This is a genomic window from Mesorhizobium sp. M1403, assembly GCF_040317695.1.
Classification (GTDB): domain Bacteria; phylum Pseudomonadota; class Alphaproteobacteria; order Rhizobiales; family Rhizobiaceae; genus Mesorhizobium.
Map to the genome: position 1 here is coordinate 40,678 of NZ_JAMYKY010000018.1, position 14,475 is coordinate 55,152.

The 14,475-nt window shown below is 63.0% G+C and carries 12 protein-coding genes; 5 read left to right on the forward strand and 7 right to left on the reverse strand.

Going from position 1 to position 14,475, the window contains the following annotated elements:
* Positions 1 to 9 precede the first annotated feature (9 nt).
* Together NKH01_RS24625 and NKH01_RS24630 are read right to left on the reverse strand one after the other, a co-directional pair.
* Complete coding sequence (locus NKH01_RS24625; protein ID WP_353022841.1) at positions 10 to 648, reverse strand: NrsF family protein; 639 nt, start codon at positions 646 to 648, stop codon at positions 10 to 12.
* 1 nt (position 649) lies between these two features.
* Positions 650 to 1,192, reverse strand: a complete 543-nt coding sequence (locus NKH01_RS24630) for a sigma-70 family RNA polymerase sigma factor (protein WP_352483526.1) — start codon at positions 1,190 to 1,192, stop codon at positions 650 to 652.
* Between the two features lie 202 nt (positions 1,193 to 1,394).
* Between NKH01_RS24630 and NKH01_RS24635 the strand changes: the two genes are divergently transcribed.
* From NKH01_RS24635 to NKH01_RS24645, 3 genes are all read left to right on the forward strand, one after another.
* On the forward strand, positions 1,395 to 2,402 hold the full coding sequence (locus NKH01_RS24635) for an iron ABC transporter substrate-binding protein (protein ID WP_352483525.1): 1,008 nt from the start codon (positions 1,395 to 1,397) through the stop codon (positions 2,400 to 2,402).
* Between the two features lie 169 nt (positions 2,403 to 2,571).
* Positions 2,572 to 4,155 (forward strand): ABC transporter permease, encoded by a 1,584-nt coding sequence (locus NKH01_RS24640; protein WP_353022844.1) that lies wholly within the window; start codon positions 2,572 to 2,574, stop codon positions 4,153 to 4,155.
* Positions 4,152 to 5,234: an ABC transporter ATP-binding protein gene (locus tag NKH01_RS24645; protein ID WP_353022845.1), complete on the forward strand. Its 1,083-nt coding sequence runs from the start codon at positions 4,152 to 4,154 to the stop codon at positions 5,232 to 5,234. The genes NKH01_RS24640 and NKH01_RS24645 overlap by 4 nt, the downstream gene beginning before the upstream one ends.
* Before the next feature lie 21 nt (positions 5,235 to 5,255).
* Here NKH01_RS24645 and NKH01_RS24650 read toward each other — a convergent pair whose 3' ends face one another.
* From NKH01_RS24650 to ugpB, 4 genes are all read right to left on the reverse strand, one after another.
* A complete protein-coding gene (locus NKH01_RS24650) occupies positions 5,256 to 6,323 on the reverse strand; it encodes a sn-glycerol-3-phosphate import ATP-binding protein UgpC (RefSeq protein WP_352847576.1) in 1,068 nt (355 codons plus the stop codon).
* 7 nt (positions 6,324 to 6,330) lie between these two features.
* Complete coding sequence (ugpE, locus tag NKH01_RS24655) at positions 6,331 to 7,179, reverse strand: sn-glycerol-3-phosphate ABC transporter permease UgpE (protein ID WP_352817704.1); 849 nt, start codon at positions 7,177 to 7,179, stop codon at positions 6,331 to 6,333.
* A gap of 8 nt (positions 7,180 to 7,187) precedes the next feature.
* Positions 7,188 to 8,072, reverse strand: coding sequence for a sn-glycerol-3-phosphate ABC transporter permease UgpA (gene ugpA / locus NKH01_RS24660; RefSeq protein ID WP_352483564.1), 885 nt, complete (start codon positions 8,070 to 8,072; stop codon positions 7,188 to 7,190).
* A gap of 185 nt (positions 8,073 to 8,257) precedes the next feature.
* Positions 8,258 to 9,568 carry a sn-glycerol-3-phosphate ABC transporter substrate-binding protein UgpB gene (gene ugpB / locus NKH01_RS24665; RefSeq protein ID WP_352847574.1) on the reverse strand — a complete coding sequence of 437 codons (1,311 nt, stop codon included), beginning with the start codon at positions 9,566 to 9,568 and terminating at the stop codon, positions 8,258 to 8,260.
* A 293-nt stretch (positions 9,569 to 9,861) separates the two neighbouring features.
* Here ugpB and NKH01_RS24670 point away from each other — a divergent pair, with 293 nt between their 5' ends.
* Complete coding sequence (locus tag NKH01_RS24670) at positions 9,862 to 12,294, forward strand: bifunctional diguanylate cyclase/phosphodiesterase (protein ID WP_353022848.1); 2,433 nt, start codon at positions 9,862 to 9,864, stop codon at positions 12,292 to 12,294.
* A 2-nt stretch (positions 12,295 to 12,296) separates the two neighbouring features.
* Here the strand turns inward: NKH01_RS24670 and tlpA are convergent, their stop codons facing one another.
* Entirely contained in the window at positions 12,297 to 12,980 is a 684-nt protein-coding gene (gene tlpA, locus NKH01_RS24675) for a thiol:disulfide interchange protein TlpA (protein WP_352817702.1), read from the reverse strand.
* A 35-nt stretch (positions 12,981 to 13,015) separates the two neighbouring features.
* Between tlpA and argH the strand changes: the two genes are divergently transcribed.
* Positions 13,016 to 14,416: an argininosuccinate lyase gene (argH, locus tag NKH01_RS24680; RefSeq protein ID WP_352817700.1), complete on the forward strand. Its 1,401-nt coding sequence runs from the start codon at positions 13,016 to 13,018 to the stop codon at positions 14,414 to 14,416.
* Positions 14,417 to 14,475 lie beyond the last annotated feature (59 nt).

Sequence of the window (14,475 nt, forward strand, 5' to 3'; positions counted from 1 at the left end):
TCGCCACCGCTACCAGCGCACGAAAAGCCGTCCGCCGACCGCCCCGAGCGCGGCAAGGCCGGCGATCGCGATCGCATACCAGGTGCCGACGAAAAGCGGCGAATCGTCGAAGCAATGCGCTGCATAGAAGGTCGCCGCCAGCCCGCCGGCAAGCAGGCCCGCGGTCGCACCGGCAAGCACCGGCCTTGTTGGCGCGCCATGGCGCAGCACCGCGAGAAAGACGGCAAGCGGGCCGATGCCGATCAACGGAATGAAGGTCAGGCAGATGACCATGTTCGTGCCGACCAGGCGCGTGCCCCAGTCGGACACAGGCACGACGAGGAGTTCGAGAATCACGGCCATAATCACCAGCAGCGGCGCGGCGATCATCCAGCTCGCCGCCCGCCCTGTCGATGCACCGGGCGTCGACAGCGCGCGGACGAGGGCAAAGGCGCTGACGGCTAGAGCAATCGTGAAGACGAATTTGGACAGGAACCGCATCGTGTGCATGGCAAATGCGATGTCGGGACGTGGGCCGATCGTCAGCCAGAAAACCGCGGCCGCGATCACGATGGCCGCGCCGGTTGCAAGCAACCAGGCGGCGCCCAGCGGCAGCGCCTTGCTGCGGACATCGGCATCGAGCGCCTTGATAAGATCTTCGGTCCTCATGCTATTCCCGCCCCGCCCCGAACCGTTTGGCAATGGCGGCAAGCCCGCGGTGTAGTGACACCCGCACAGCCGTCTCGCTGATGCCGAATTTCGCCGCCGTCTCGCCGATCGAACGGCCTTCGACCGACACGGCCGAGACGACCGAACGCTGCGCCGGCGACAGGCAGTCGAGTGCCCGGTTGACGTCGCGCTCGCTGATCGTCTCCGATTCCGGCTCGGCAAAGGTCTCGGCGATTTCGTCGATCTCGATCTCGATCCGCCGGCCGCGCCGCCGGAACGCATCGATCAGCTTGAAGCGGGCTATTGCATAAACCCAAGGCAGCACCGGCGCATCATGGCGCCAGGTATGTCGTTTCACATGAATGGCCAGCAAGGTTTCCTGCACGACGTCCTCGGGATCGACCCCGCCCTGCACGATCTTGCGCCGGGCAAAGCCACGAACGAGGGCGGCGATCCGGTGCAGAAAGTCGGCATAGGCCCTTTCGTCTCCGGCGATTGCGGCCCGCAGCAGCCGGGAAAGCTCGGCTTCGTCCTTGCCGCTCACAAGAGTTCACTCCCCGATATTCGCGTCTCGGCGCTGGTTTGTTACGTGGCCGGCGAAATAATGTCCAAGGCAAATTAGCTGGGCATCACGAAAGTTTGCTCCTTTTGAGCGATTGAGCGGGCCAGCAATGTTGACTGCGCTAGTCATGTATTGATAGGTGCAGCATACCAAGCCAAAGACCATCGAAATCGAGGACGATGCCATGAAATATGCTCTTTCCGCCCTTGCCGGTGCGACAGCACTTGCAATCAGCCTGATCGCCGGCCCGGCGTTAGCCGAGGACGAGGGCATCGTCGTCTACAACGCCCAGCACGAAAACCTGACCAAGGCCTGGGCGGAAGGATTCACCAAGGAAACCGGCATCAAGGTCACCGTCCGGAACGGCGGCGACAGCGATTTCTCCAATCAGATCGTTGCTGAGGGGTCCTCTTCGCCAGCTGATGTGTTCCTGACGGAAAACTCACCGGCCATGGTGCTGGTCGAGACAGCCGGCCTGTTCGCGCCGGTCAACGCCGAGACGCTGGCCCAGGTTCCGCAGGAGTACCAGCCGGCGAGCGGCAAATGGGTCGGCGTTGCCGCGCGCAGCACCGTCTTTGCCTACAACAAGACCAAGCTGACCGCCGACCAGCTGCCCAAATCGCTGCTCGATCTCGCCGATCCGAGCTGGAAGGGCCGTTGGGCCGCTTCGCCCTCCGGTGCCGATTTCCAGGCGATCGTCAGCGCCTTGCTGCAGCTCAAGGGTGAGACTGCCACGGCCGACTGGCTGAAGGCGATGAAAGAGAATTTTACCGCCTACAAGGGCAACAGCACGGTGATGAAGGCGGTCAATGCCGGCGAGGTCGAAGGCGGCGTGATCTATCACTACTACTACTACGGCGATCAGGCCAAGACCGGCGAGAACAGCAAGAATGTCGAGTTGCACTATTTCAAGCACGAGGACCCCGGCGCTTTCGTCTCGGTTTCCGGCGGCGGTGTGCTGGCCTCGAGCAAGCACCCGAAGGAAGCCCAGGCTTTCCTGAAATGGGTCACCGGCAAGGGCGGCCAGGACGTGCTGAAAACCGGCGATTCGTTCGAATACGCAGTCGGCAAGGGCGCCGAGTCCAATCCGAAGCTGGTGCCGCTGGCCGATCTGCAGGCGCCGAAAGTCGACCCGACGGCGCTGAACTCGAAAAAGGTGACCGACCTGATGACGGCGGCCGGCTTGCTTTAGCCGGCGTTCGTCCTAAAAGGGCAACCGACTGCGCTCCTGTGGGAATTCGCTTTCCGCGGGAGCGCTCTGTTTTCAAAATGGCATTTGCCCATGACCACAAGCTGCTCGCCACATTGTCGGCCGCCGATCGTTTCCGCCTCCGGGCGGACCCGGCGCAACGTCTGATCTGATGCAGTCTGCGATCGATCTCGCACCTTCAGGCTTGCCGGCCGACACCACGGCCGTGCGGGCACGTCGTTGGTCGGTCTCATGGATTGCGTTGGCTGCCGTCTTTATCTCGCTTTTCGCGCTGCTGCCGCTTGCCTTCATCGTCTGGGTGGCGGTGCAGACCGGCTGGGAAACGGTGGCGGCGCTGGTGTTCAGGCCGCGCGTCGGCGAGCTTCTGGTCAACACCAGCCTGCTGGTGGTGCTGGCGGTGCCGATCTCGATCGTGCTGTCGGTGGCGCTGGCTTGGCTGACGGAGCGCAGCGATCTGCCGGGTGCCCGCTTATGGGCCTGGCTCTCGGTGGCGCCGCTCGCCATTCCCGCCTTCGTCCACAGTTACGCCTGGATCACCATGGTGCCCAGACTGCACGGCCTGTGGGCTGGCGTGCTTGTGTCCGTCATCGCCTATTTCCCGTTCCTCTATCTGCCGGTGGCGGCAGCTTTGCGCCGGCTCGATCCGGCTCTCGAAGATGCAGCGGCAGCCCTCGGGCTCGGCCCGTGGCGGGTGTTTCGGCGTGTCGTACTGCCGCAGCTCAGGCTCGCCATCTGCGGCGGCTCCCTGCTGGTCGGCCTGCACCTCCTGGCCGAATACGGGCTCTACGTGTTCATCCGCTTTGACACCTTCACCACGGCGATCGTCGATCAGTTCCAGTCGACCTTCAACGGCCCGGCCGCCAACATGCTGGCCGGCGTCCTGGTGACCTGCTGTTTCGTGCTGCTCGGGCTGGAGGTGCTGGTGCGCGGCGAGGAACGCTATGCCCGCGTCGGCTCGGGCGCCGCGCGCCACCAGCAGCGCACGAGCCTTGGGCGCGCCACCATTCCTTGCCTGCTGCTGCCCGCTGTTACCACGCTGCTGGCGCTCGGGGTGCCGTTCGTCACTATCGGTCGCTGGCTCATGGCCGGCGGCGCCGATGTCTGGCGGCTCGACGAGATCGGCCTGGCGCTTGGTCAGACACTGTTCCTGGCGATTGCAGGCGCGCTGCTCGCCACCGTCGCGGCAATGCCGATGGCGTGGATTTCGATCCGCGCGCCGGGAAGGCTGCAACGCGTCCTGGAGGGCTGCAACTATATCGTCGGCGCGTTGCCCGGGGTTGTCATCGCCCTGGCGCTGGTCACCATCGCCGTGCGTATCGCCATGCCGCTCTACCAGACCCTGTTCACCATCCTGGTCGCCTATGCGCTGATGTTCCTGCCGCGCGCTCTGATTAGCCTCAGGGCGTCGATCGCACAGGCGCCGGTCGAGCTCGAACGCGCCGCCTCCAGCCTCGGCCGGTCGCCGCTCAAGGCGCTGTGGTCGACGACCATCCGCCTGTCGGCGCCGGGTGCCGCGGCCGGCATGGCATTGGTCGCGCTCGGCATCATGAACGAGTTGACCGCAACCCAGATGCTGGCGCCCAACGGCACCCGCACGCTGGCCATGGCGTTCTGGTCCTATAGCGGCGAGATCGACTATGCGTCGGCGGCGCCTTATGCCTTGATCATGGTGGCGATGTCGCTGCCTTTGACCTGGCTGCTCTACGTCCAGTCGAAGCGGATGGCCGGGCGATGAGCTTTCTCGAGCTTAGCGGCATCCACAAGCACTACGGCCCCGTGGCAGCACTTGCCGGCGTGGACCTCAGCGTGGCCAGCGGCAGCCGTACGGCGATCGTCGGGCCATCCGGTTGTGGCAAGACCACCTTGCTGCGGCTGATCGCCGGCTTCGAGGCGCCCGACCAGGGCCGCATCGTGCTCGATGGCGAGGTGCTGGCCGATGGCGACACGGCCGTGCCGGCGCATCGCCGCGGCATCGGGCTGGTGGCGCAGGACGGCGCTCTGTTCCCGCATCTGAGCATCGCCGCCAATATCGGGTTCGGCATGGGCCGTCACGAGGAAAAGCGGAGCGAGCGCATCGCCGAGCTCGCCTATGTCGTCGGGCTGGACAAAGGGATCCTGAAGCGCCGCCCGCACGAACTCTCCGGCGGCCAGCAGCAGCGCGTCGCGCTCGCCCGCGCCATGGCCATGAAGCCGCGGCTGATGCTGCTCGACGAGCCGTTCTCGGCGCTCGACACCGGCTTGCGCGCCTCAATGCGCAAGGCCGTGGCCGAGCTCCTCGAAACGGCCGGCATCACCACCATCCTGGTCACCCATGATCAGGCCGAGGCGCTGTCATTCGCCAGCCAGGTCGCGGTGATGCGCGACGGCAAATTCTCGCAGGTCGGCACGCCGCGCGAGCTCTATTTCAAGCCGAAGGACAGGATGATCGCCGAGTTCCTCGGTGACGCCATCGTCCTGCCGGCCAGGATCGCCGATGGCTTTGCCATCTCGCCGCTCGGCCGCATCGCCGTCGACAGCACGGAGCGGCGCGACGTCGCCCGCATCATGCTACGGCCGGAGCAGGTGCTGCTGAAACGGACATCGCGTGAAGGCATGTCCGGCACGCCGGACATGCTGTTCGGCGAGGTGACGGAATCGGAATTCGCCGGCTCGATGTGCACGATCGCGGTGCGTCTCTTGAACAGCCCCGATCCGCCCGATGCTGCCGCCATCGGCAACACGCCGTTGATCCTGCGCAAGCCGGGAATGGACGCGCCGGCGATCGGCGAGATCGTCCGGCTGACCGTGTCGGGCAAGGCGCATGTGTTTGCCTGAACGGTTTGCACGAAGCCAACCTCAATCGACCCGTTTACCGGCCTGATCGAACCAGTGCAGCTTTTCAGACCTCGCCACGACGCGCAATTGGTCGCCTGGCTTGGCGCTGGCGCGGCCTGAGACGCGCACGACGATACGGCTGCCGGCTGCCGCGCAGTGGAGAAAGCTTTCGGCACCGACCGGCTCGACTGCTTCCACTGTCGCCGGCAACGCAAGCGCGCCGGCCGGCGCCTCTGCCGCGAAGGTGATATCGGCATCCTCCGGACGAAAGCCGAGTGTCACCGCCTTGCTTTGTCCAGGCGCCGAGCCAATCACCGTCCCGTCCGTCAGTACCGAGCCTGGAGAGGCCCCTGTGAGGGCCAGCAGATTCATCGGCGGAGCGCCGATGAAGGAAGCAACGAAGGTTGAGGCCGGCTTCTCGTACACGTCGAGCGGCGCGCCGATCTGCTCGACCAGGCCGGCGTTCATGACGACAAGGATGTCGGCCAGCGTCATCGCCTCAAGTTGGTCGTGGGTGACATAGACCGAGGTGACGCCAAGCGAGCGCTGCAAATTCTTGATCTCGACGCGCATCTGCCCGCGCAATTTCGCATCGAGGTTGGACAGCGGTTCGTCGAACAGGAAGACTTTCGGGTTGCGCACGATGGCACGGCCCATGGCGACCCGCTGGCGCTGTCCGCCGGAAAGCTCGCGCGGGCGCCGGTCGAGCAGCGCCGAAAGCTCCAGCACCTTGGCTGTCGAGCGCACCCTGCTGTCGATCTCGTCCTTCGGCGTACCGCGGTTGCGCAGGCCATAAGCCATGTTGTCGTAGACCTTCATATGCGGATAGAGCGCGTAGTTCTGGAACACCATGGCGATGTCACGCTCAGTCGGACCAATGGTGTTGACCACCTTGCCGTCGATGGCGACTGTACCGGCAGAAATGGTCTCCAGCCCGGCGATCATCCTCAGCAGCGTGGACTTGCCGCAACCGGAGGGGCCGACCAGCACGCAAAGCTCCTTGTCGGGAATGGCGATGGAAACGCCCTTCACGGCTTCGACGCCGCTGGGATAGACCTTCTTGACATCCTTCAGATCGACGGTCGCCATCGGCTTCTCACTTTTCGGATTCGACCAAGCCGCGCACGAACCAGCGTTGCATCAGCACCACGACGAGGATCGGCGGCACGATGGCCAGCATCGCGGTGACCATGACCAGGTGCCATTGGGTATCGGCATCGGCGAAGGAAACCATCTTTCTCAGCGCGATGACGATGGTGTTCATGTCGTTGCTGTTGGTAACGAGCAGCGGCCAAAGATACTGCGTCCAGCCGTAGATGAAGAGGATCACGAACAGCGCGGCGATGTTTGTCCGCGACAGCGGTAACAGAATATCGAAAAAGAAGCGCCATGGACCGGCACCGTCGACACGCGCCGCCTCGACCAGTTCGCCCGGGATGGTCATGAAGAACTGACGAAACAGCAGCGTTGCGGTGGCCGAGGCGATCAGCGGGATAATCAGGCCGGCATAGGTGTCGATCATGCCGAGATCGACCATCACCTTGTAGGTCGGCAGAATGCGCACCTCGACCGGAAGCATCAAGGTGATGAAGATCAGCCAGAAGAAGGTCATGCGCAGCGGAAAGCGGAAGAACACGATCGCGTAGGCCGACAGGATCGAGATGAAGATCTTTCCCACCGCGACGCCGAGCGCCATGATCGTGGTGTTGAGGAGCAGTCTGCCGACGCTGACACCGCCGATACGACCAATGCCGCCGAACAGCGCCTCGCTGTAATTGTTCCATAGCTGGTCGCCGGGCAACAGCGGCAGCGGCGGCCTGAGGATCGTTTGCAGCGTGTGCGTCGAGGCAACGAAGGTGTAGTAGATCGGAAAAGCCACGATCAATATGCCAAGGATAAGCACGGCATGGGCGATGACGGTGCGGAGCGGAGATTGGCCGATCATCGCTGCCCTCAGCCGTAATGGACTTTGCGTTCCACATAGCGGAACTGGATGGCTGTCAGGGCGATGACGATGGCCATCAGGATGACCGACTGCGCCGCCGAGTCACCCAGGATCAGATTGACGAAGCCGTCATTGTAGACCTTGTAGACCAGCGTCTCGGTCGTCTTGCCCGGGCCGCCGCCGGTGACGGCATGAACGATGCCGAACGTGTCGAACAGGGCATAGACGGTGTTGACAACCAGCAGGAAAAAGGTTGTCGGCGCAAGCAGCGGGAAGACGATGGTCCAGAAGCGCTTGGTCTCGCCGGCGCCATCCATGGCCGCCGCCTCGATCAGCGTTTTCGGCACCGCCTGCAGGCCGGCGACGAAGAACAGGAAATTGTAGCTGATCTGCTTCCAGGCAGCCGCCGACACCAGCAGGATCATGGCGTGGGTGCCGTTGAGCAGCGGGTCCCAGGCGATGCCGAGGCTTCTCAGCAAATAGGCCAACGAGCCGATCGAAGGATTGAACAAGAAAAGCCACAGCATGCCGGCAATCGCCGGCGCCACGGCATAAGGCCATATCAACAGTGTGCGGTAGAGGCCTTTGCCGCGCACGGCCTTCTCGGCCATGACCGCGAGCAGCAGGGCCACAACCATGGCAACGATCGCGGTCGCAAGCGAGAACACCACCGTGACCTTGATCGAGTTGAGGTAGGCCGGATCGGCCAGCACCTTCCGGAAATTGGCAAACCAGACGAACCTGCTCTTCAGCCCGAACGGGTCTTGCCTGAGCATCGACTGGTAAAGCGCCTGACCGGCCGGCCAGTAGAAGAAAACCAGTGTGATGGCGAGTTGTGGCGCCACCAGCAGGTACGGCAGGATCTTGTTGGGAAATACGACGCGTGGAGACAGGCTGATTTCCCTCGCTATCCAGGGGTTGCCAACGCGAGCTCGCGTGGGCGATATTTCAACCGACTAATGCATGTCGCCCAAAAGTGCGCAGCGATTTTGGGGTAACGACATGCATAAGAACAAGAGCTTAAAGCGCGTCGCATGTGGCCATTCAAACGCGACGCGCTTTAACCGAGATAATCTCGTCAGTTCTCCAGCGCTTCCTTGATCGCGGCGTTGCCGCGTGTGACCGCATTGTCGAGCGCCTGCTGAGCGGTTTGCTGGCCGGCCAGCATCTTCTCCAACTCCTCATTCTGGATATCACGCACCTGCGGCAGATTCGGCAGGCGCACGCCCTTCGAGTTGTCGGTCGGCGCCTTGCCCGTCATCTGCAGGATGGGTGTCTCGCGGCCGGGGTTTTTGTCATAGAAGCCTGATTTCTTGGTCGCCTCGTACGCGGCGAGCGTCACAGGCAGGTATCCCGACTTCTGGTGCAGATATTCCTGCACATCGGTCTTGGACAGATAGGCAAAGAAGGCGGCAACACCCTTATATTCCTCGTCCGACTTGTTGCCGAACACCCACAGGCTGGCACCGCCCGGCGTGGTGTTCTGTGGTGCGCCCTTGGCGTCGCTATCGTAAGGAAGCTGGCCGATGCCATAGTTCATGCCGGACTTGACGATATCGCCGAGGCCGCCCGACGATTCGGTGAAGATGCCGCATTCGCCAGCGAGGAATATCTGCTTGGCTTCGGAGGTGCGCCCGCCATACTTGAACGTGCCGTCCTTGGCCAGGTCCGCGAGCGCCTGGAAGTGGTTGACGAAAATCGGCGCATTGATCTTGAGTTCGACATCGCCGCCGGCCAGGCCGTTCTGCTGAGTGGCCCAAGACACGTCATTCCACGCCGCGAAATTCTCCAGATGGATCCAGGTCAGCCAGGTCGAGGTATAGCCGCAAGGGGCGGCGCCGCTCGTCTTGATCTTCTTGGCAGCTTCCCACACCTCGTTCCAGGTCTTGGGCGGGCTGTTCACGTCGAGGCCCGCCTTCTGGAAAATGTCCTTGTTGTAGTAGAGGATCGGCGACGAGGAGTTGTAAGGGAACGACAGCATGGTGCCGTCCGGCTTCGAATAATAGCCGACGATGCCGGGCAGATACTGGCTCTTGTCAAAGGTCATCCCGGCACTGGTCAGCACATCGGCCGCCGGCTTGATCGCACCCTCGGCCGCCATCATCACGCCGGTGCCGACGTCGAACACCTGGAGGATATCGGGCGCCTGGCCGGCGCGGAAAGCGGCGATGCCGGCATTCAGCGTCTCCGGATAGGTGCCCTTGAACACCGGAACGAGCTCATAGTCGCTCTGGCTGGCGTTGAAATCCTTGGAGATCTTGGCGACGACCTCGGCGTTGGCGCCGGTCATGGCGTGCCACCAGCTGATCTGCGTGACGGCGAAGGCGGAGGTGGTGGAAAGCAGGGTCAAGGTGGCGGCAACACCGGCCGCGAAGCCGAAGAACTTCATGTTTCATCTCCCGTTTGTCATTGGCGAAAGGGGCACTCTCGCAAAGCCAATATGTGGCGCTGATGACAATCGGACAACGGTTTTGTTGCGGGTCAATGAACATCGCTTCCGGCTAAAGTGCGCTCGCTACCGAAAGCGTCGCCAGGAACTACATCACCGCCTTCTCGGCGGAGCGCATCGGTTTTCCCCCGAAAAGGCCCGCCTCATGGCCCGCGGGTTAACCATTCGTTAAAATCTCCAAGAGCTAATCAGTCACACCTCCCCTGTTATTTGGCAGACCGAGTGAACCCAGGATGCTGACGGTCTATAATTGTATTGTAAGTCAGCACGACCTGAGACTGGTCGCACTTGCCGCCCTCGTCTGCGGCATTTCTTGCTTCTCTGCAGTAAATCTCCTTAAGCACGTCGGCCGATCGACCAACCGAAACCGGCTTGTCTGGCTAATGATCGCCGCAACTTCGACCGGGTTCGGCATATGGGCGACGCATTTCATCGCCATGACTGCGTTTACGCCGGGAATACCAAACGCATATAATCCGGGATTATCCGCCTTTTCGCTTGCCGCCGCCGTCATCCTGACCGCGCTTGGGATGTGGGTTGCCACCTTGCGCCGCGGCATCGACCATTTCCTCGTCGGCGGTGCCATTCTCGGTGGTGCCATCGCGACGACGCACTACATCGGCATGGCGGCGTTCGAGGTCGAGGGCCGGATCGTATGGAACCTGCTCCTTGTCGCGATATCGCTTCTGGCCGGCGGGACGCTCGCGGCAATGGCGCTCCTTGTCGTCTTGCGCCGCCCGTCCGCGCTCGCAACACTTGGTGGCGCCGCGCTTTTGACGCTGGCGATTTGCAGCTTGCATTTCATCGCGATGGGCGCGGTGTCGATCATTCCGGATTCCTCGATTGAAATATCCGAACATTCCATCGAGCCCATTTCCCAGGCCTTTGCCGCAGCGGTCGCCAGCCTGGTAATCCTTGTGCTGTCAGGCGCCGCGCTGTGGATCGACCTGCGCTTTCGCCGGCAGAGGCTCGAGGCCGATCGCATGCACGATCTCGCCAATGCCGCGGTCGAAGGGCTGATCGTTTGCGATGGCACACGCATAGTCAGCGCCAATGACAGCATGGCGAAACTGACGGGCACGGCGACAGCCACCCTGAACACGATGCAACTCGGCGAGCTGTTCGATGGACAGAGCGCAGCCGATGTATCCGGCTTCGGCGAACAGGCACAAGAAACGAAATTGAGGGGCAGCGACGGCACGAGAATTCCTGTCGAGCTGATCGCCAGGAAGATCGCCTACTGCGGCAGGCCTCATACGGTGCTTGCCGTTCGCGACATCCGTGAGCGCAAGAAGGCGGAAGAAGAGATCCTCCGTCTCGCGCATTTCGATCCACTTACCGGGCTTGCCAATCGGCGGAGCTTTTCTTCCCGGCTCGAAGCAGAAATCGCTTCGATGGAGCGTGGCAGCAAGGATGGATATCTGGCGCTCCTGCTGCTTGACCTCGACCGATTCAAGCAAGTCAACGACCTCTACGGCCACAGCGCCGGTGACGCCATGCTGCAGAAGCTGGCGCACTGCATTTCCGGCATTCCGCGCCACGGACAGATGCTCGCGCGTCTCGGCGGCGACGAGTTTGCCGTCTTAGCTCCGAACCTCCCCGACCCCCTGGCCGCAGGCCGCATAGCCGAGGACTTGCTGGCGGCGATCCGGGAGGAAAACAGGGTTTCAGTCGGCTCCGGCCTTGTTTCGGCCAGCATCGGCATCGCCTTCTTTCCGCTGGATGCCGAAGATCAGGCCGGCCTGATCGGCCATGCCGACACGGCACTCCATCGCGCCAAGACCGAGGGCAGGGACACCTATCGTTTTTTCGAGATAGCCATGGGCACCGCGGCCCGCGACAAGCGCGTGATGGAGCATGAACTGCGCCAGGCGATCGCCCGCAAGGAGTTCCACCTCGTCTACCAGCCGCAGAAGGAAATCCGCAGCGGCAAGATGATCGGCTTCGAAGCCCTGGTCCGTTGGCAGCATCCGGAGCGGGGCGACATTCCCCCGGCCGTTTTCATCCCCGTGGCCGAGGACAGTGGCGCCATCGCGCAGATCGGCGACTGGGTGCTGACGACGGCTTGTAACGATGCTGTTCGCTGGACGAATCCGCTGATGGTCGCCGTCAACGTCTCCGCCGTGCAGCTTCACAATCCGAACTTCAGCCGCAAGGTGCACGACGCACTGTCGAGATCCGGCCTCGCACCCGGCAGGCTCGAACTGGAGATCACCGAAACGGCCCTGGTGAAGGACATGCCCCGCGCATTGGCAACCTTGAGGCAGGTCAAGGCGCTTGGCGTGCATGTGGCGATGGACGATTTTGGCACCGGCTATTCTTCGCTGTCCAACCTTAGCGCCTTTCCCTTCGACAAGATCAAGATCGACGGGTCGTTCATCAAATCGGTCGACAAGAACGGCCAGTTCGCGGCGATCGTCCGCGCCGTGCTGGGGCTTGGACGCGGTCTCGGCCTGCCGGTCCTGGCGGAGGGCATCGAGACGCCGGGCGAATTGCAGTTCCTTGACGCCGAGGCTTGCGAGATCGGGCAAGGCTATTACCTCGGCAAACCGGCTCCGATCGAGACATTCGGCGAGTTGACGGGCGTCACGGCTCCGGCAGTCCGCACCGCCAGCCGGCGCGGCGCAAGCATCGCCGTGCTCAAGCCGCGCCTGCGCACGGTCTGAGCCTATCCCGGCTGAAGCGCTGCCTCGACCAGACGCTTGGCATCCGGCCCCGACCATTCGGCCGGGCCGTTCATATGGGCGATCAGGCAGCCTTGCCCATCGATCAGCATGGTGACCGGCAGACCGAGCGCCAGGCCGCGCGTCTTGACGTCGTTGAACAGCGCCATGGTGGCATCGCGATAATAGCCGAGCGCCTTGACGCCGGTGTCCTCGAGGAACTTCTTCGGCTTGGTATCGTCGCCGGCATCGACGTTGACTGCAACAACCTGAAACGCGTCGCTGCCCATCTCCTTCTGCAGTGCATCGAGCGCCGGCATTTCGGCGCGGCAAGGTGCGCACCATGTTGCCCACAGATTGAGCAGCACCGTCTTGCCGGCATGATCGGCGATCGTCGTCGGCTTGCCGTCGGGGCCGTTGAAGGCGAGGCTTTTCAGCGATTGCGGCGGATCCGCCGGCAAAAGCGCGGCGACTTGACCGGTAGCGGCGGCGGCGATCTTCTTGGCATGGTCGGTCCTGGCGGCGCAGGCGACGTCGTCATTGCCGCCGCCGGCGGCCACTTGCGCGGGCGCGTTATTGCCAGAACCGCTTTCCCTGACATATACCGCGACCGCGCCGGCCAGCACGCCCGCAACCAAAGCGGCGAGGATGAGACGCAAAGCCGGGAAAAATCTATTGCCGTCTGCCATTTTTCAAAAACTGCTCCGGAGCACGGGTTATAGCGATGAGCGACAAGAAGGCCAGCAACCAGATGTGGGGCGGACGTTTTGCCTCGGGTCCGGCCGCAATCATGGAAGCGATCAACGCGTCGATCTCGTTCGACCGCAAACTCTATGCCCAGGACATTCGCGGCTCGATCGCCCATAGCGAGATGCTGGCGCAAACGGGCATTATTTCGGCGGCCGATCAAGAAAAAATCAGTCACGGGCTGAACACGATCCTGGCAGAGATCGAGGCCGGCACATTCGAGTTCTCGACCAGGCTGGAAGACATCCACATGAATGTCGAGGCCCGCCTCGCCGATTTGATCGGCCCTGCCGCCGGCCGCCTGCACACTGCCCGCTCGCGCAACGACCAGGTGGCGGTCGACCTCAGGCTCTGGGTCAAGGACGAGTGCTTTCGTGTCGCCGAGGCGCTGAAAGGCCTGATCACGGCGTTCCTCGCCCGGGCCGAGGAGCATGCGGCAACGGTGATGCCGGGCTTCACCCACATGCAAGCGGCGCAGCCGGTGACCTTCGGCCACCACTGCATGGCCTATGTCGAGATGTTTGCGCGCGACCTGTCGCGCGCCCGCGACGCGATCGAGCGGATGGACGAAAGCCCGCTCGGTGCGGCCGCCCTCGCCGGCACCAGCTTTCCGATCGACCGGCACCAGACGGCAACGGCGCTTGGTTTTCGCGAACCGATGCGCAATTCGCTCGACAGCGTTTCGGACCGCGATTTCGCGCTGGAATTCTTGGGGCTGGCGGCGATCTGCGCGACACATCTGTCGCGGCTGGCCGAAGAGATCATCATCTGGTCGACGCCGCAATTCGGTTTCGTCAGGCTGTCGGATAGCTTCTCGACGGGTTCGTCGATCATGCCGCAGAAGAAGAACCCCGACGCCGCCGAACTGGTGCGCGGCAAGACCGGCCGTGTCACCGGCCATCTGGTCGGCCTGCTGACGGTAATGAAGGGCATGCCGCTGACCTATGGCAAGGACATGCAGGAAGACAAGGAATCCGTCTTCGACGCGGCAGAGACGCTCGACCTGATGCTGGCGGCGATGACCGGCATGATGCGCGACATGACGGTGAACACTGCCGCGATGAAAAAGGCGGCGGGCGCCGGCTATTCGACTGCGACCGACCTCGCCGACTGGCTGGTACGCACGCTCGGCCTGCCGTTCCGCGAGGCGCACCATATCACTGGCCGGGCGGTGGCGCTGGCCGAGGACAAGAAGGTCGGGCTCGACAGGCTTTCGCTGCAGGATTTGCAGTCCATTCACCTCGGTATCAGCGCAGACGTGTTTTCGGTTCTGGCCGTGCAGAATTCTGTAAAGAGCCGCACAAGCTTCGGCGGCACCGCGCCGTCCGAGGTGCGCAAGCAGATCCGCTACTGGAAAAAGCGGCTCGCCAAGGCGTAAGACGCGGGGTGCAATGGCCGCAAAACTCGGATAGAAGCGCTGCGGGCAACAGTTTCGGA

What these genes read in the sequence shown, in the direction of transcription:
- NKH01_RS24625 (WP_353022841.1), bottom strand. Translation starts at nt 648, where the DNA reads ATGAGGACCGAAGATCTTATCAAGGCGCTCGATGCCGATGTCCGCAGC.
- NKH01_RS24635 (WP_352483525.1), top strand. Translation starts at nt 1,395, where the DNA reads ATGAAATATGCTCTTTCCGCCCTTGCCGGTGCGACAGCACTTGCAATC.
- NKH01_RS24640 (WP_353022844.1), top strand. Translation starts at nt 2,572, where the DNA reads ATGCAGTCTGCGATCGATCTCGCACCTTCAGGCTTGCCGGCCGACACC.
- NKH01_RS24645 (WP_353022845.1), top strand. Translation starts at nt 4,152, where the DNA reads ATGAGCTTTCTCGAGCTTAGCGGCATCCACAAGCACTACGGCCCCGTG.
- NKH01_RS24650 (WP_352847576.1), bottom strand. Translation starts at nt 6,323, where the DNA reads ATGGCGACCGTCGATCTGAAGGATGTCAAGAAGGTCTATCCCAGCGGC.
- ugpE (WP_352817704.1), bottom strand. Translation starts at nt 7,179, where the DNA reads ATGATCGGCCAATCTCCGCTCCGCACCGTCATCGCCCATGCCGTGCTT.
- ugpB (WP_352847574.1), bottom strand. Translation starts at nt 9,568, where the DNA reads ATGAAGTTCTTCGGCTTCGCGGCCGGTGTTGCCGCCACCTTGACCCTG.
- NKH01_RS24670 (WP_353022848.1), top strand. Translation starts at nt 9,862, where the DNA reads ATGCTGACGGTCTATAATTGTATTGTAAGTCAGCACGACCTGAGACTG.
- tlpA (WP_352817702.1), bottom strand. Translation starts at nt 12,980, where the DNA reads ATGGCAGACGGCAATAGATTTTTCCCGGCTTTGCGTCTCATCCTCGCC.
- argH (WP_352817700.1), top strand. Translation starts at nt 13,016, where the DNA reads ATGAGCGACAAGAAGGCCAGCAACCAGATGTGGGGCGGACGTTTTGCC.